Raw genomic sequence first — 17662 nt, 5'->3', positions numbered from 1 at the left:
TTTCGACAGCTAAGAAAAGCGTATGATTATAAATGTAAGCGGTTAACTAAAGAACAGGGAGGCAAAGAAATGAAGTTGTTCAATAAGGTGGCAAGTTTGAGTTTGGCTGTTGTCCTAACGGCGACGCTTGCCGCATGCGGCAGTACGAAAACCGAAAACCAAAACCCAGCAGTTTCCCAATCGCCAGCGGCTACCCAAAGTCCTGCTGCTGATGAGAAAATCAAGATCACGATGTGGTCGCAGTTTTCCGACCCTAACTCCAAGGACGGAGGATTTATCGGCTTTTACAAAGCGTTGGAAGCGACGAAGGCCAAGTTCCCCAATGTAGAAATCGATCATACGGGTATCGGCGGAGAAGCATATAAAACCAAGGTAAAAACGGCTTCAGCCGCAGATGAATTGCCCGATATTTTCTTTTCCTGGGGAGGAGGGTTTGCTGAGCCATTTGTCGCTGCGAACAGGATTTTGCCATTAGATGATCTTGTGAAAGACGGAACAATCGACAAGCTGGTTCCAGGAACTACGGACAACTTCACCTTTGACAATAAGCTTCACGGTCTTCCTACCAATATCGATACGGCTAACCTTTATATCAACACGGAACTGTTCCAAGCCGCAGGCGCTAAAATTCCTGCCACTTGGGATGACCTAATGGCTGACATTAACATTCTAAAGGACAAGAACATTACGCCTATCGCACTTGGGGGTAAAGACAGGTGGCCGGCTATGTTCTGGAACTCCATATTGGACATCCGGATGGGGGGAACAGCTGCCGTCAATGCTGCCTTAAATAAGACGGGATCTTTCAACATTCCGGAATTCCAGGAAGCCAGCCGCAAATACAAGGAACTGTTTGACTCCGAGGCATTCGGGGATAATCCATTAGGGACTTCCTATGACGAGTCGATCAATATGTTTTTAACCGGCAAAGCCGCCATGTTGTACATGGGAGCTTGGGTGAACGGACAGATCAATGCACCGGACTCTCTGGTTAAAGGTAAGGTCGACGTCGTGAAATTCCCGACGCTTCCAGGAGGGAAAGGCAACGCCGATGAATGGCATGGCGGTTCCGGCGCAACCTTCTTTATTAATGCCAATGTAGAAAATAAGGATCGCGTGTGGGAAGTCTACAAGTATTTTATGGAAACGATGGCCAAAGAAGTATTTATTGCGGGTTCCGGGTCCTCGGCATGGAAAGGCGATCTAGGCGACACCTCCAAGGTTGATCCGTTAGCGATTAAGATTGGCCAACTTTCTGCTAATGCAACCGGCTTCTCTTACTGGTGGGATCAGATGTTGTCCGGTAACGATACGGAGTCTATGTTCGGTTCACTGATAAAGTTTAGTGCAGGAAAAATATCCCCGGAGGAATTTAACCAAGAACTGCAGAGCAAGATTAATCCTGGTAAATAGTAGATAATACGGATACGAACGAACTGGCGCAATGAAAACTTCCGCCAGTTCTATTAGGAGGATAGGGGACCATGCAACAAGTATTTGGCAATAAGAAAGCGATTGTCGTCTTCGTACTGCCTGCACTACTATTGTTCATATTTGTAGGTTTTATTCCGATTATCCAATCCGTTTATTACAGCATGTTGGATTGGGACGGAATCGGCAATGGGAAATTCGTGGGATTTGCGTTGTATAAGGATCTTCTTATTAACGATACTTATGACTTGCAATTTTTTCACTCTGTTTGGAATACGTTTTATTTGGCTATTTTGTCGGTCTGTCTGCAGATCCCCTTCGCATTCATTTTGGCTTTCATTCTTGGCAGGGGAATCAAGGGGGAGAAATTTTATCGGACTTTATTCTTTATCCCCGTCACGATTTCTTCAGCTGTAATCGGACTTATGTTCTTGTCCATTCTAAATCCGAACTACGGACTTTTGAATGCGATCTTGGAGAGCTTGGGACTGGGCGCATGGGAACGTGATTGGCTGACGGACGAAAAAACGGCGTTATCAAGCATTATGCTGCCGGCAGTTTGGCAGTGGGTTGGTTATTACATGCTTCTGATGTATGCAGCTATAAAAGGGATATCAGAGGAGATTTTTGACGCCGTTAAAATAGATGGAGCATCCATTTGGCACACCCTATTTTCTATTGTCATTCCGTTAATAACCCCGATCATTAAGGTTTGTGTCGTTTTTGCCGTAATTGGGTCCCTTAAATTTTTCGACTTGACCTATATTATGACAAACGGGAATTCATTACCGGTAACAGACGTTCCTAGCACTCTCATGTACTCTACCATCTTTAAGAGAAACATGTTTGGATATGGCAGCGTTATGGCTGTCTTTATGGTAGTAGAATGTCTTGTTTTTTATTATGTGCTGCAACGATTGTTCAGGACGCGGGAAGAGGGAGGAAGGTAAGTCATCATGACACATAAATGGAATTGGAAAAGACCCGTCCTCCAGCTGTTTCTAGTCGCCTTTGCGATCATTCAATTTTATCCACTTCTCTGGTTGGTATTGAATTCATTCAAATCAAATATCGAAATAACCGGAAGCAATGTGATGGGACTGCCGGCTAAATGGATGTTTTCAAATTATGAATACGTTTTTACGAGCGGTGCGCTGGGAAGGAACTTCTTGAATAGTTTATTTTATACCGGGATAACGGTAATCGCTTCGGGATTGTTAGCCGCAATGGTATCTTACGCTGTCACCCGGATGAGATGGAAGCTTAGCAAAATCGTACTCGCCTTTTTTATGTCAGGGTTGATGATTCCAGTACATGCAACATTGTTGCCTGTGTTTCTCATTTTAAAGCAAACTCATCTGCTGAATACGCCATGGGCGCTGATTATACCTTATACGGTGACCGCCATTCCGAGCGCCATGTTCATCATGGCAGGATTTTTTTCAAGCCTCCCCCGGGAATTGGAAGAAGCCAGCGTCGTTGACGGTTGTAATATATACCAAGTCTTTTTTAGGATCATGCTGCCCTTAATCAATCCAGCGCTCGTCTCGGTGTCGATCTTTACTTTCCTTGCTGCATGGAACGAATTGATGTTCGCGACTATCTTTATCAACAAATCGAGTTTGATGACGATAACCGTGGCCATCAATTCACTTCGAGGACTGCACATGACCGAGCACGGTCCGATCAATGCCGGCATGGTAATCGCAACGATTCCCACAATTCTCATGTATGTGTTATTAAGCAAGCAGGTGCAAAAGAGTATCGTCGCAGGAGCGATTAAGGGCTAGTACCGCGGTGATCATGCTATAATAAATGGGGAACCTCTGGTATAAGAGCAGGTAGACTTCCAATCGGACAGAAGGTGGTTTCAGCGGTGAAATTCACCAAGATAAGAACACAAATGATGTCCTACTATATTCTACTACTCACGATCTCTTTGCTTATCAGCGGCGTCTTGTATCAAAAGTTCAACCGTAGTCTTGTTGATGATAAGATTGCGGAAGTCTCCGAACAAAGCTTATACGCAATTCAGTCCAATTTGAATTCTCTGTTTGAGAGTATCTCAAAATATTCCCAAAGGGTGATTGCAAGCAGCGATATTCAGGAAATCTTAAAGTCGGACTTATCAAATGATGAATATGTTTATTCGAATAATAGGATTCAAAAAGTATTAAACGAGATTTTCCTTGCAGAGTCGAATGTAGCCTCCGTATATTTGTTCCGCAACGACGATTTATATTATTCCTTGGAACTTCAGCAGCTAGGAATTCATGCTGCAAGTATCAAAACCGCTTCTTGGTATCAAGACGCGGTACAAAAAAATGGCGGTCGGATGTGGAAAATCAATGCAGGCGGAATCCTGAATACCCAGGTGAATGGGGAACAATATCTTACTTTAATTCGTACGGTAAACGATTTGAATACAGCCAAACAAATAGGCGTGGTTATGATTAACGTTCCTATATCAAAAATAAAAAGTCTCAACGAGCATTCCATTGACGGCAAGAAAACGGATCTCATGGTAGATCGGGATGACGACACTCTGTTGATCCCATTCGAAACTCCGGAGCTTCAGCAGTTTGCGGAATCGGTAGAGTTTCAATCTCATACTTCAGGTACCTTCATCAAAACCATAGCCGGAAAAAGATACATTTTCGATAAGATGGAGGCCGGTGGTTGGCGCTATGCAACCGCACTCTCCATGAGCGAATGGACGAATCCCTACAAGGCTTTTAATCGGGTTTTAATCCCAATCGTCGCCTTTAATTTTGTTTTTATATTTATAGGATTCATTTGGATAACCAGGTCCATTATTTACCCCATATTAAGTTTATTAAGATCGATGAAAAAAGCAGAGATAGGCGATTACCAACAAGTCTTATTACAACCAAAATCGAGTGAAATCCGGCAGCTTCAAGATAGATATAACCGAATGATTGCAACAATTGAACAATCGTTGGAGCGTGTGAAAGAGGAGCAAACGCTTCGGCGAAAACTGGAGCTTGATATATTGCATCAGCAAATCAAACCGCATTTTCTGTACAATGCCTTAGAGTCTGCAGGGTACTTGGCTTTGGCAGGCGAAAGGGAAGAAACCTATCGTCTTATTACAGCGTTGGCCCAATATTACCGATTTAGTTTAAGCAAAGGAAATGAAATTATTTCGCTTAAAGAGGAATTTGAAATCGCGAAGAACTATTTGACGATTCAGCATATGAGATACCCTGGCATGTTCAATGTAAATTATGAATTAAATGATGCTTTGGAAACCTATCCTGTTCCCAAGCTGTCCATTCAACCGCTTGTTGAGAATGCCCTTTACCATGGAATCCGGCCTATGGGTCAGCCCGGAACGATTACAATCTCGGCATTCTCTTCAGGTAAATCGGTCATCTTGTCCATTGAGGATGATGGTATAGGCATCTCCGAAGAAAAGCTGGAATTCATGGAAGAGGAGCAGCTCTTTCATAATGCTGCAAGCTTCGGGTTGCGGGGAACGATAACGAGACTTAAGCTTTTTTACGGGGATGGCATGTCCTATTCGATTTGCAGTTCACCAGGAAACGGAACGTTAATCAAAATCGAAATACCCTACATGGAGGATTTTGAGTGGAAAAAGGAAGGATAACAGCAATTGTCGTAGATGATGAAGTCAATACAAGAAAGCTCCTTCAAATTCTCTTGGATTGGAATTCCCTTGGGATTGAATTTATTGGCGAGGCGGCTAACGGGAATGAAGCGCTGGATTTGATAGATGCTTTAAAGCCAAACATAGTCTTTACGGATATTAATATGCCATACATGGACGGGTTGGAATTGGCGAGGCTTGCGAGAGAAAAAGATCCGTTCATTAAGGTTGTGATTATAACCGCCTATCCGGAGTTCGAGTATGCCAAGCAAAGCGTCAGAATCGGTGTCCATGATTTCTTGTTAAAGCCCATTCAACCAGATGTACTCAGAAAATTGGCTTATGCCTTGAAAGAAGCGATTGAGAAGGAGACGGCCCATTGGAACGAGTATCGTAAAATCAAGACAGAGCTGCTGGAAAATACTCTTGAGCTTAAAGAAAAATTTTTATTAGATTTGTTAGTAGGTACCTCTAATCTTGATCAACTGAATCGGAGATTCGAATACTTTTTTGGAGAGCCGTTTCATACGAGCTGTTCCGTTGCAGTGCTGGATGTTCATAACGAACCTAACGGAGAAGAGGAGAAAAATCTAATCCTCAGTATGGGCTGTAAGCGGGTTGTGGAATTCCTTGTACATGAGCGTGAGGGGGTTAATGTGTTTCATGACAATAGCGGACGGGTTGTGATCGTAAGCTGGGGTACAGCGCGTGAATTGGAGTTGATCGGGGAACAGGCCATTCGTGCCACCAAGGATAGAATCGGCTGTCATACGACTGTAGGAGTTGGAAGCGTTTACGACAAGCTCGATCGAGTGAAAGACAGCTACAAAGAGGCACTGGAAGCTCTACGATATGGAAAATTATACGGCGGGAGCCAGGTCATTTCGTTTGGAGAGGACATTCGGCTTGTCGATACTGCCTTGGATTTGAAATTGACCGAGATGGAAGAGATTATTTTTTTCATTAAAACGGGAATAAAGGAACAAGCCGTTCACTCCATCGATAAGCTCTTTCTTTCTTTAGCCTCTACCCGCGGAGCGACGATAGAACAAGCATACTCGCTTGGTGTCCATTTCCTTTCATTGCTTATACTCGCTATGTCGGAATTGGGCTTCTTCCAGCTGCGTACGGACTTGTTAAACGGTGCTCTATATAATCGAATGTTCGGATGCCAAACATTTAGTGAATTAAGACTTCTGTTGTCCGAATTGGCTGAGGAAGCCGCGGATTATATTAAGGGTACTAGAAACAAAAAAACGAGTAGGATCATTGATGAAGTGCTTGCTTATCTTATGCAAGAATTCCGTAACCCCGAAGTTTCGCTCACGTCTGTTTCGCAAAGGTTCCATCTTAATTCGAGCTACTTAAGCAGGATTTTCAAACAGGAAACGGGGCAGGGTTTCACCGATTATTTGCTTAAACTTCGTATTGATGAGGCCGTTACACTTATGAATGAAACGGATTGGAAAGCTTATCAGATTGCGGAGAAGGTAGGAATCAAGGATCCTTATTACTTCAGCCACCGCTTTAAGAAAGTGACGGGGGTCTCCATTCAAGAATACAAGAGAGCTTCACAAAAGTGAGACAGCCTGATTCATCCGGCTGGTTTTTTGCGGAACCTGCACCTTTATCTGTACCAGATAAAGGAGTTATAATCCGAGATGACCCGTTCACATCGCCGGCCGCTGGCTGGAAGTGGTGCAGAATAGCCCGCTCGCCATTCGATAATAGTGGTTATCTCTGTTTTCGGACAATGATATTAGAATTGATGGTGTTTACATCCCAGTTTCCAACAGAAAACAGTCTGAACAGTGGTACATAGAGCACCTTGGGTTAGAGAACGGGGGGGGATTATTTACTTGCGGGTAAGCAAGAAGTTTTCCTGCGTGAACGATTAGACGAGCAAGTTCTAACTTTTCGGACAAACCAATGGCTGGATAGTGGGGAAAGCTATGAAATGCCTGTTGTCTGTTTTCGAACTTCCGATATTGCTGGACTTTATGAGCATGTCCGCTCTAACGGCATACGTGTCGGAGAAATAATTATACATAGCTGGTTCAGAGAATTTGATTTTTATGACCCGGATGGCAACAAGCTAAAAGTTTGGCAGCCGAACGAGTAGCATTTGAATCACATGATCATTAACCTAACGGGCAGTTATGTGAAACATATTCCAACAAAAAGTTGATAAAAAAAGACATAAAGACTCTTGAGAAATTCTGTATAATGTTAATAAGAACTGTGATTGGGGGAGTAATATACTTGGCCGAGAATGCTAGAAAACAAAACGAGCAAAATCAACTCGACTTGAAAGTATCAGAGGGGTATAAACCCCATGTAGTTCCAAATGCATTAAAAGTGATAGATGGTAGTATTAAAACATATAAGGAGGCTTCTGAGATGGTGAAACAGGATATTGGAACACCGATAAAACCGATTGTTCCTGCTGTTTTTGTCTATGTCACTGATGTGAAGAAATCAATCGATTGGTACTGCAAAGTACTCGGTTTACCGATTCCTGATACAGACCGAACCGATATTCATATTTTCGGTTTGGGGGAGAGTCAGTGTTCAAATATATTTTTACGCCGTGTAGATAAAGTAGAACCTACAACCCAACCTCTCTTTAGTTTGGATGCACCGAATATAGAAGAAACATATCAATTCCTACATAAATTAAACATCGTTATTGAGCATAAGGACGATGAGGTTATCTGGTTTAAAGATCCTGATGGGAATGTTTTAATGGCATGCTCAATATGATTAGAACGTATTTGTTCAAGTATTGCGGATGAATATGCCATGTGACACACTTTGTTAACGGAAACGATAGTGCAGGAGCTTGCCTCATGGCAGCTCCTATTTTGTTTATTAAAGTAGACGGGCAGGAATGTTCAATAGGATTGAAGGCAAAGAGGTGGAATATACTTACGTAAGAGGAGGAAGAATTATGTCACTCATAATGAAAATTCAATATTTAATCATCATCTTTATACCTGTCTCGGTTCTATTTTCGATAATAAACTTCAGTGCTTACCTTAAGGGGAGCATGCCAAGTATTTCACAAGCACTTTCCTCAATGTTTTATATTCTCCTCTGGTTTTTATGTACATTTTTTATGAACAATAAGAACATAGGGATCAAAGCTTCCTCTTGGTTTTGGGGTGGAGGAACTTTATTGTTAATCGTAGGTTACTTGGGCAACTTAGGTTTAATAAGCATACCAGCACTCTTCATCTTCGCTGGTCCACTGTACGGGTTAAGATATTTCATCGAAATGCCGTCAGACATCTATTTTGCCCTAATATGTGTAGTTATTTCATATTGCGTTTGCGTAATTGGATGGTTGTTAGGTAAGCTTAAGAGCCGCTGAACTAACGGATAACGATAGCTTAAATGGAAGAAAGGAGAATAGATTGTGGAAAGACAACAAGAACGCGAGTTAATAGACGAATATCACAAGTTGGTAACTGAACAAGCTTTAGAGCCATTGTATCAATCGTTTTTGGAATGGAAACAAGGAACAGTGCCATATTTCGAACTTACTGAACGGATCCACCTATTTCATAAAAAGAATCAGGAGATTTACAAGGAATTTGAATACACTGGTCGCAATGAACTCGTTCTTGTTGCGAAGATGAAATTGGGACGAATAGATGAAAACGATATAGCTGAATATGGATGGCTTTTGGAACGTTGGGGATATGAGGACAAAAAATGAGACTACCGGCGATGCAGCCTCATTGAGCTATTGGCAGATTAGAATACTGGTGAGGGGGCTCACTTTATGTCAGTACCGATAAAAAAGCGACCGAAACCTTCATCTCTTACGAGGATCCGGAATCGATCGCAACAAAACCGATTAACCTTTGACCGCACCTTCCGCAATTCCTGAGAAGATGTATCGCTGGAAGAATAAATAAAGAACAAGCGTAGGGAGCAGCACGATCAGAATTGCCGCAGCTAATTGGTTCCAGTCTGTTGATCGTGAGCCGACAAAGGTCATGAGTGCGGTGGAAAGTGTCTTGAGTTCTGCAGACGGCATGTACAGATAAGGAATATACATGTCGTTCATGATGTCTACAGCTTTGATAATGCCCAGCGTTGCTGATGCAGGCAATAGCAACGGGAAGATGACGGAACGGAAAATGCGGAAATAGCTTGCTCCGTCAATCATCGCGCTCTCATCGAGCTGCTCGGATATTTTGGAAATAAATTGAAGGTAAATGAAGATTTGCAGCAGATCAGTCCCGATGTAAATGAGCAACGGCGCGCCAAGCGAGTCGTAGAAGCCCAGCGACTTGATGATCTGGAAGCGTGACACCTCCGTTGTATAGAAAGGAACGACCATAGCTAACATGAAGAGCGCCATAATACCCTTCTTGAGTCTGAAATCAAACCGGTGTATGACATAAGCAGTCATTGAACCCAGCAGCATATTGAATAGGACGCTTACGACTACAAGAACGGCAGTATTGGAAAAACCTCGAAGCATGTTCCCCGTCTCGAACGCTATCTTCAGATTGACGAAGCTCCAGCTGGAGGGCGGTGTAAGCGGAGATGACGAAGCAAGATCCGCACTCGTCTTAAAGGCGGCGAACACGTTGATCGCAACAGGGAACAGAACAATCAGGCAGATCACAAGCAGCAGCGCATATATGCCGGTCTGTGCCCCGCGGCTAAGCTGTTGGCCGCTGCTTTCGTTCTTAAATTTGTTTCTTGATGCGGATGGGCGGTTTGTAATGGTATTCGTACTCATGACTATTCACCCCGGTTTCGGAACAATAAATTTTGGAGCATGCTGATGACGATGATGATCAGCATAAGCAGCACGGCCAACGCCGAAGCGAGGCCGTAATTGTTAAATTTAAATGCAGTTTCCAATGTGTATACGGTGAAGGTTGAGCTTGCAGTACCCGGTCCGCCCTGTGTCATCAGGAATGGAATATCGAATACCTGCAGCGCTCCGCGAACGTTCAGGAATAGGACAATTTGAATAACCCGTGTAATGCCAGGGACGGTAATATACCAGAACTTCTGTACACTGCTCGCGCCATCAATGGTTGCCGCTTCATATAGATCGTTCGGCACCGATTGCAGTCCAGCCAGAAACAGAATGACATGGAAGCCGCAATAGCGCCATAGCGACACAAGGACCAAGGAATAATTGACGACTTCTGCGTCGCTGAGCCAACGCTGAATAAGGCTTTCCAGACCAAGCCCGTTCAAGAGAGCATTAAGAGGTCCATCTATCGGATTGTAGATATATACAAAAATAAAAGCGACAGCAACTCCATTTAGGATGTAGGGCATAAAGACGATGGAGCGGAAGAAGTTACTTGCGCGTATTTTTGAATTCAGGAATACGGCTATCATAATTTCCAAAGGAACCATAACCAGATGCAGGAAAAAGTATAAGAAGTTGTTGGAGAAAGCCTCCCAAACCTCAGGAGTTTGGAAAGCAAGCTTGTAATTAGAAAGTCCGATATAGTTGAAAGAACGAGCAATCCCGTTCCAATCGGATAGGCTGAACTGGAATAGCTGGATCGTCGGATAAATAAGGAAAAGCATAAGCAAACCTACCGGAAATAGGAGAAAGCTAAAGATAACCAACTGCTTTTGGCGTTTATAGTTCATAACAGAGCCTCCCTGGACCGTGGAACGGTGAAGACGCACAGGCGCCTTCACCGTTATATAGATCCGTAATTCTTATATACAATTGATCGTTATTTCGCTTTAGCCCACTTATCGTTGGTTTCCTTGGCAATGTCGGACAGCTTCTTGCCGGCCATCATTTCCTGACCGAGCTTCTTCCAGTCCAGCTGAATACCATTGGATCTCGAAGTGTAAGCTGCATCACCCGGCAGGTATGTGTGTGCCTCTACCTTATTGTTCGCATAGAAATCGGTCAGGAACGGTACATTGGCCGAGATTCCTTCGAAAGCGGAACCGATTTGGGCTGTGTCGATATAGGTCTGATACACTTCAGGCGAGTAGAACCAAGTCATGAATTCCTTGGCAGCTGCTACATTGGCGGAGCTCTTATTGATGCCGTAGAAGTGGTCGGTGAACGTCATAACCTTGAGTGGTTGACTCTCGTCCTCACGGTATGGCAACGGGAATGCGGCTAGATCGTCCGTATTGCCGACCTTCGATTGATAGGCTGCAAGGTACCAGAGACCGGCTGCGACGATTGCTGCCTTCTTGGATTCGAATAATCCGGTAGCCTGATCCCAACTAACGCCGAGCGGATCCGGCCCCATAACTTCTGCACTGTACAACTGGTCGATTAGGCTAAACGACTTGTAGAACGGCGTGCCTTCAGCGAAAGGAGCGTCTTCCTTGGCAATATCGCTCAAATACGTCTCACTGCCGGAGACAAGCAGCGGCATAAATTCATTAAACGGATAGTTCGGCCAGCCATCCTTGCCGCCCATCGCGTAAGGAATGTACTTACTGTTGTCCTTGATTTTCTTCAGGACGTCGAGGAACTGCGGCCAAGTCGTCGGCACCGTTAGGTTCAGTTCCTTGAAGACACTTGGGTGGTAGTATACGAGCTCCGGGAAGGAAACGGTCGGTACAGCCAGTACTTTGCCGTCAATGGCAAATTTCTTCGCGTACATATTCGTACTAATGAAGGACTGGTCGTCAAGCGGTTCCAGCTCATCCTTGAAGTCGTTCAGGAAGTTCGGCTTCAGCTCGAAAATGTCCGGAAGTGCGTTGGCGCTGTTCCGCACCTTCATCGCTTGCAGATAATCGCCATCATTCTTGAAGGATTCAACTTCAACGGTGACGTTAGGCTTAACGGACGAATATTCCTTAACTTTCTCTGTCAGATAAGTAATGAAGGCGTTGTTTGTATCCCACATAGCAAGCTTTAATGTAATCTTCTTATCCGAATCCGCCGCTGACGGGCTTGCTGAACCCGCACTTGAAGCAACGGGGCTGGATGAAGCGGCATTATTGTTCGTATTGCTGTTGCCTCCGCAGGCCGTAACAGCCAGCATAATGGTAACCAGCATCATTGCGAGCCAGCCTTTTCTCTTTGTAATCGTTCTCATGAAAATAACCCTCCATATGTTAGGAATAGCTTTCATTCATCATTTTAACGATTACGTATCCGCTTACATATTGCTTTTCTTGTTATTTTCTATTCTCTTTTTGAACAAAAATAGGAATAAAAGAATTGTGCGTTACCTGATGGAACGCACAATTCTTATCATCGTAAGCGAATTCGCTCTCTGTATTCTTGTGGGGTTTCTCCAGCAACCTTTCTGAACACTTTGCTGAAGTGGGCCTGATTCGGATAACCGACCCGCTCGGCGATTTCATATAGCTTCATTCCGCTGCCCATCCATTTCTTCGCCATCTCTACCCTGACTTTGGCTACATAATCTACAAAGTTGCAGCCTGATTCCTTGGCGAATTGTTTGCTGAAATAACTCTCACTAACTCCGGCCATCTCGCTAAGGAGCTGCAACGAAAGGGGTTCGCTGAAATTTCTGTCTATATATTTGCAAGCAGCCTCAATCATTCTAGGAACGGCTTCTTCAACTCGCCTCGCCGGATCGACAAGATTAGCGCAATCGTTAACGATCTTATCCATCCAACGAAGCGTGTCCGATAGAGTCTCGCATTCCTCCAATCGCTGGAATGGCTCCATTGCCGACTCTGTCACCTGGGACCAATCGCGATTGTATGCATGCAGCAGCGCTTGCAGCTCCCACAGCAGGGAACGGAATGCACGCCGAACAGACTCTTGAGAGAATAGAACCTCATGCTCCAACAGCTTGCAAATCTCCGTCCAATCCGAGCGCCAGGACAAATTCCCCTTTTCCAGCTTGTAGAGCAAGTTTGTGAACAAACCGGCAGAAGTGTCGGTCCGCGGACTCTTAGATGGCATTGGTAAATTCTCCGGGAAATGAATGCGGCCGAGTCCCGTCGCGTAGCGGAGAGAAGCCAGACGATTGGCTTGCTGATAACGTTCATTCCAGAAATTATGTCCAACGCAGGGTTCCGATACGCCTACGGACACTGATAAATTCATGTAATGCTTCAATTGGCTTGTCAGCCTGTTAAGCAGGTCCGAGGCCTGATGGCGTACGAGTTGAACCCTATCTTCATGAGAGAAGAGCAGCAGAATAGCCCAATCTCCGCTCTGAAGGGGTATCAAATAACATTCTCGATCCTGACTCTCCATCACTTGAAGAATAGAACGCCGGAGGAATCTCTCCCGCTCTTCATCAAGAGTTCTCTCTCCCAGCCCGTAAGATCGGTCGATCTTCAGACAGATAATCAACTGGGTTGATTGTAAGGTCCCGGCCAGCCATTGCGCAACTCGTGGACTCGGCATCTCCACTCCTGACTCAGGGGTAATTGGATTCAACGCTTGCCGGGTAGCAGCTTCCTTGCCTTGAACGTACAGCCTCTCCTCTTCCCTAAGCGAGCGTTCATGTGCTCTGGTCGTTTCTCCAATTGCTTCAATCGCCTTGGAAACGACAGCTGTTACTGCCGCTTCCTCCAGATCGTCCTTGATAATATAGTCTACTGCCCCATGAAGGAAAGCCTCTCGTACATATTCGTAATTGGAATAGGCGCTAAGGACAATGACACGCGGCTTGGACAAATCGTCTGAATGCTTCAACTGCTTTAAGAACTCCAAACCATTCATAATGGGCATTGTCAGATCAATAATGACAATGCCAATACGATTGCTGCGTACGATCTCAAGCGCTTCTCTTCCATTAGCTGCTTCCGCAGCAATTTCGCATCCCAGTTGCCCCCAATCCGTTAACTCCCGCAGAGCAAGACGTACAATGGGTTCATCGTCCACCAGAAGAATGCTTATCATTCCCGGTCCCCGCTTTCTATTCCTCCGGCTTTTCCAGAACCGGCAGTGTCATGATAACTTTTGTTCCTTGATCAGATTCACTCTGAATAATGAGCCCATACTTCTCACCGTAATTGAGCTTGATCCGTTGGATGACATTCCTCATCCCTAATCCGCTGAAGCCTTCCATCACAGCAGATGGATTGTGCAGTTCTGCAAGCTTAGACTGCGCAATTCCGCTTCCATTGTCCTGGATCTCGAAGCGAATCGTTCGTTCATCTTCACGAACGCCGTTAATTGTAATCCGCCCCCGGCCAGCCATACCATGAATGCCGTGGATTACCGCATTTTCGACAATCGGCTGCAGCATAAGCCGGAGCATGTACAGCTGCCTGATGTCCGGATCGATGGCATACTCGAAATCGAATATATCTCCATATCGAATTTTCATAATATGGAAGTAGTGGTCCAGCAGCCCAAGCTCCTCTTCCACCTTCGTATAGCTTCCGCCCCTGTTGAACGCCGAAGAGAGCATTCGGGTCAGCGCCACAGTCATTTGTTCGATATTCCTTGCCTGCGTCATCCGAGCCATCAATTTGATCGTGTTTAGCGTATTGAGTAGGAAGTGAGGATTAATCTGAGACTGAAGCGCATCGATTTCCGCACGGTTGCGCTGCATCTCCTTAAGCTCGCGTTCGTTGACCAATTCGCGGATACGCGTCACCATATCATTAAAGGAAGCCCCAAGAACCTTCATTTCAAGCGGTCCCGCTTCCTCTATTCTCACATCCAGATTGCCGCTTTTCATGCGATTCATTTGCTGAATAAGGGAACCAATCGGCTTCACAATGCTTCGTACCAACACCAAGGAAGCAAGTGAGAATACAGCGATAGCCAATCCAAGTACAATCAAAGTCGTTCGGGCGACCTTATCAATCTGGTTTACAACACGCTCATAGGGAAGAACCTGAATATATTTCCACCCTGAATCGGAGGTAAGAAACACAACAAATGATTTCGTATGGTTGATTTCCGTTACATAATGTCCGTCTGGCTTTAATAGAGCGTTATTCAAATAAGTTTGAAAGACCGCCTCGTCACGAGTCCCTGCTCCGCCGCCGCTAGTCACGACTGCTCCTTGACCGTCCAGCACATAAATCTGTCCGGTATCCTCTTGACGGCTTTCAACTAGCTTCTGTATCGAATTGCCGTTAAGGAACACTTGAATGATATCAACATCCGAGAACGGAGGACCGTAACCCGGCGCTACGGAAGCAGAAAGCTCGTATCCTCCTTGCGGCATAATCTTAAGCATATCCTCAGCACCGAACATGATGACCTTATGGTTTGAGCGTTTGGTACGCTCGTACCAGTCCTCCCCAGCCTGCAGCCGCTCACTGTTCAATATCTGTTTATAATCGTATACTGAGCCGTCATGATAATAAAACTTGACCGATACGAGATCCGGGGTGTAATGAAAAAAACTGGATATCCGTTGATCCAGTTTTTTCCTGTTGATAAACTGAAGACCAATGTCGCTACTGCGATGAAAGCCCGTGGCATCCGTAATAACATCTTCCGAGTTAGAGATGGAAGCAAGCGTATGGACAAAGCGATTTGTCTGCAGGTCTACGGAGTACGACACCTGCTCTAGCGACTGCGTAGTTCGAGAGATGATTTGCTCGAGCAATACGGAGTTGTAGGTACGCATAGAGAAAAACGTGACGAGCAGCAGGGGCAATACAATCATAAGTAAGAGAAGCAGGCTTAATTGGGTGGCGATTTTACTTTGGCGGATCAGACGCATTGTCTTGGAAAAAGCAATCATCAGTTATGTTTCCTCTATTCCTAGCTGAAATCAAGCTCATTCTAACTTGCATTATAACAAAGGCTGCCTTTTGTGTAACTGCTTACATGAATTTAACGACATGCCCGCTGCTTGAATAAAGGAGCCGGATCGTTTATTATGGATATTACAGGTCTACAATGATCAAAAATAGGTGTCGAAGGAAGGTGTTATTCATGCAATTTTCCAAAAGCACGGGTTATGCACTGCACGCATTAATTCACTTAGCTCATAAGGAGCGCGGTCACAACGTAGGAATCAAGGAATTATCTGCGTTGCTCGGAGTTTCGGAAAGCTACTTGTCCAAAATCATGTCCAAGCTGCGTCAGGATGGAATCGTACGCGCTGTGACGGGAGCGAGTGGCGGTTACGAGCTTGCACGATCAGCCGATCAAATTACGTTCCTTGAGGTCATTCACGTTGTCGAAGGCCGACAGAATCTGTACGAATGCTTTAATATGAACACGCAGCGTCATCAGTTATTTTATGAAGCGGGAGCTGCGGAACCTGAAGCTTCTGACCGCTCAGGCAAGGAATGTCTAGTTAAAAAAGTGATGAACGGCGCAGAACAGCAGATGTATCAATACTTACAGCAGCATACAATCCAGGGAGTGTTGGACTCTGCTTCCTTCGAGAGCAACGGTGCAGTAATCAAGAAGTAATGAACTTCTTGCGCTTTAATTATGGATATTGTAGATCCGGGAGGATGGTAATTATGGAACAACTTATCGATGTAGGTATTATCGGCGGCGGACCAGCAGGGTTGAATGCAGCTCTTGTGCTGGGTCGGGCAAGAAAAAGCGTGGCGGTTATAGATGAAGGGCGTCCGCGTAATCGGGTTACACGTGAGACCCACGGTTTTCTTACCAGAGATGGCATTAGTCCGAGCGAATTTCGGCGAATTGCGATGGAGCAGATCAACGCGTATCCCTCCGTCCAATTTGTGGCGGATGCTGCAGTGAAGGTCACGGGAACCGATGGTCATTTTCAAATTACGACCGCACAGGGAACGTCCTATCGGAGCAAAAAGCTGCTCTTTGCAGTAGGAATGAAGGACCTCCCTCTGGATATAAACGGGTTAACGGCGGTGTATGGTAAAAGCGCCTTTGTCTGCCCTTATTGCGATGGCTGGGAATTAAGAGACCAGCCGCTCGTCTTGATTGCCAAGGGAGCGAGTGCGTTGCACATGGCCAAAATGCTGCCCGGATGGACAAACCAATATACAATCTGCACCGATGGACCTGATGAGTGGACTGATGAACAACGCGAGGAACTTAAGCAACATAACGTTCCTGCATTTGACTCGCCGATCCAGCGTATCGAATCTAGCGATGGTATGGTGCAGCGAGTTGTGCTGGAGGACGGCACGATCATTCCATGCACAGGGATTTTCTTTGCACCGAAGCTTGCTGCCGGATCAGACTTGCCGCAAGCATTAGGCTGCCAGATCACGGAAGCAGGAACCGTCATCGTCGATGGCTTTGGTAAAACGAACGTACCGGGTATCTATAGTGCCGGAGATGCAGCAACTGAAATGTATCAGGTGATTACAGCCGCTTCTATGGGAGCATTGGCTGGTGTGGGCATCAATGGCGAGCTGCTTGCAGAGGCTTGGAATAGCCAGAGCTAGCTTGTGCTTTAGTCATTTTTGGATGGAAGTAACTATAAACTCTTTGTGTACTATGCGTTGGGCTGCCAATAAATTCCCCTTAAAATTTTTTGGAAACATAGAAATGATAACGTTTTTTGCTTTTGCTAGATTTCTAGCTTCAACGATTACATGTACTTCATAACGGAAAAAATTTGCACTTGGAAGTGTATCTACACCTAGTTGTTTTCCATCCAATATTCCTGCACTAAAAGCACCGCGTTTTCGCCTGAAATTAGAAGGTTTTTCTTTTTATGCAATGTATACTTATCCCCT

Annotated in this window: 16 protein-coding genes; 10 read left to right on the top strand and 6 right to left on the bottom strand. The window is 45.0% G+C overall.

What is annotated here, in order from left to right:
• Positions 1-69 precede the first annotated feature (69 nt).
• The 8 genes from ACESLK_RS01365 (at position 70) to ACESLK_RS01330 (ending at position 8783) form a co-directional block, all read left to right on the top strand.
• Positions 70-1413: an extracellular solute-binding protein gene (locus ACESLK_RS01365; protein ID WP_372661044.1), complete on the top strand. Its 1344-nt coding sequence runs from the start codon at positions 70-72 to the stop codon at positions 1411-1413.
• 71 nt (positions 1414-1484) lie between these two features.
• Positions 1485-2381, top strand: coding sequence for a carbohydrate ABC transporter permease (locus tag ACESLK_RS01360; RefSeq protein ID WP_372661041.1), 897 nt, complete (start codon positions 1485-1487; stop codon positions 2379-2381).
• Between the two features lie 6 nt (positions 2382-2387).
• Complete coding sequence (locus tag ACESLK_RS01355; RefSeq protein WP_372661038.1) at positions 2388-3221, top strand: carbohydrate ABC transporter permease; 834 nt, start codon at positions 2388-2390, stop codon at positions 3219-3221.
• A gap of 86 nt (positions 3222-3307) precedes the next feature.
• The gene (locus ACESLK_RS01350) at positions 3308-5062 is read left to right on the top strand and encodes a sensor histidine kinase (RefSeq protein ID WP_372661035.1); all 1755 of its coding nucleotides are present in this window, start codon (positions 3308-3310) and stop codon (positions 5060-5062) included.
• Positions 5044-6645 (top strand): response regulator, encoded by a 1602-nt coding sequence (locus ACESLK_RS01345; protein ID WP_372661032.1) that lies wholly within the window; start codon positions 5044-5046, stop codon positions 6643-6645. The genes ACESLK_RS01350 and ACESLK_RS01345 overlap by 19 nt, the downstream gene beginning before the upstream one ends.
• A gap of 374 nt (positions 6646-7019) precedes the next feature.
• Positions 7020-7184, top strand: coding sequence for a VOC family protein (locus ACESLK_RS01340; RefSeq protein WP_372661029.1), 165 nt, complete (start codon positions 7020-7022; stop codon positions 7182-7184).
• 140 nt (positions 7185-7324) lie between these two features.
• The gene (locus ACESLK_RS01335) at positions 7325-7825 is read left to right on the top strand and encodes a VOC family protein (RefSeq protein WP_372661026.1); all 501 of its coding nucleotides are present in this window, start codon (positions 7325-7327) and stop codon (positions 7823-7825) included.
• 655 nt (positions 7826-8480) lie between these two features.
• Entirely contained in the window at positions 8481-8783 is a 303-nt protein-coding gene (locus ACESLK_RS01330; RefSeq protein WP_372661023.1) for a hypothetical protein, read from the top strand.
• Between the two features lie 141 nt (positions 8784-8924).
• On the opposite strand, the gene ACESLK_RS01325 is transcribed toward ACESLK_RS01330, so the two are convergent.
• The 5 genes from ACESLK_RS01325 to ACESLK_RS01305 all read right to left on the bottom strand — a co-directional run bounded on the left by ACESLK_RS01325 (position 8925) and on the right by ACESLK_RS01305 (position 15720).
• Entirely contained in the window at positions 8925-9821 is an 897-nt protein-coding gene (locus ACESLK_RS01325; RefSeq protein ID WP_372661020.1) for a carbohydrate ABC transporter permease, read from the bottom strand.
• A gap of 2 nt (positions 9822-9823) precedes the next feature.
• Positions 9824-10699 (bottom strand): carbohydrate ABC transporter permease, encoded by an 876-nt coding sequence (locus ACESLK_RS01320; protein WP_372661017.1) that lies wholly within the window; start codon positions 10697-10699, stop codon positions 9824-9826.
• An 89-nt stretch (positions 10700-10788) separates the two neighbouring features.
• On the bottom strand, positions 10789-12123 hold the full coding sequence (locus ACESLK_RS01315; RefSeq protein WP_372661014.1) for an ABC transporter substrate-binding protein: 1335 nt from the start codon (positions 12121-12123) through the stop codon (positions 10789-10791).
• A gap of 158 nt (positions 12124-12281) precedes the next feature.
• Positions 12282-13913, bottom strand: coding sequence for a response regulator transcription factor (locus ACESLK_RS01310; protein WP_372661011.1), 1632 nt, complete (start codon positions 13911-13913; stop codon positions 12282-12284).
• A gap of 16 nt (positions 13914-13929) precedes the next feature.
• Positions 13930-15720: a cache domain-containing sensor histidine kinase gene (locus tag ACESLK_RS01305; protein ID WP_372661008.1), complete on the bottom strand. Its 1791-nt coding sequence runs from the start codon at positions 15718-15720 to the stop codon at positions 13930-13932.
• Between the two features lie 194 nt (positions 15721-15914).
• Here ACESLK_RS01305 and ACESLK_RS01300 point away from each other — a divergent pair, with 194 nt between their 5' ends.
• Positions 15915-16400: an RrF2 family transcriptional regulator gene (locus ACESLK_RS01300; protein ID WP_372661005.1), complete on the top strand. Its 486-nt coding sequence runs from the start codon at positions 15915-15917 to the stop codon at positions 16398-16400.
• 53 nt (positions 16401-16453) lie between these two features.
• Complete coding sequence (locus ACESLK_RS01295) at positions 16454-17368, top strand: NAD(P)/FAD-dependent oxidoreductase (protein ID WP_372661002.1); 915 nt, start codon at positions 16454-16456, stop codon at positions 17366-17368.
• A gap of 12 nt (positions 17369-17380) precedes the next feature.
• Here ACESLK_RS01295 and ACESLK_RS01290 read toward each other — a convergent pair whose 3' ends face one another.
• Positions 17381-17584: a hypothetical protein gene (locus ACESLK_RS01290; RefSeq protein ID WP_372660999.1), complete on the bottom strand. Its 204-nt coding sequence runs from the start codon at positions 17582-17584 to the stop codon at positions 17381-17383.
• Between the last annotated feature and the right edge of the window lie 78 nt (positions 17585-17662).

Source organism: Cohnella sp., from assembly GCF_041640265.1.
Lineage (GTDB): Bacteria > Bacillota > Bacilli > Paenibacillales > Paenibacillaceae > Cohnella.
Note: the sequence above shows the minus strand (reverse complement) of the source record. Positions and strands in the feature narration are given on the sequence as shown.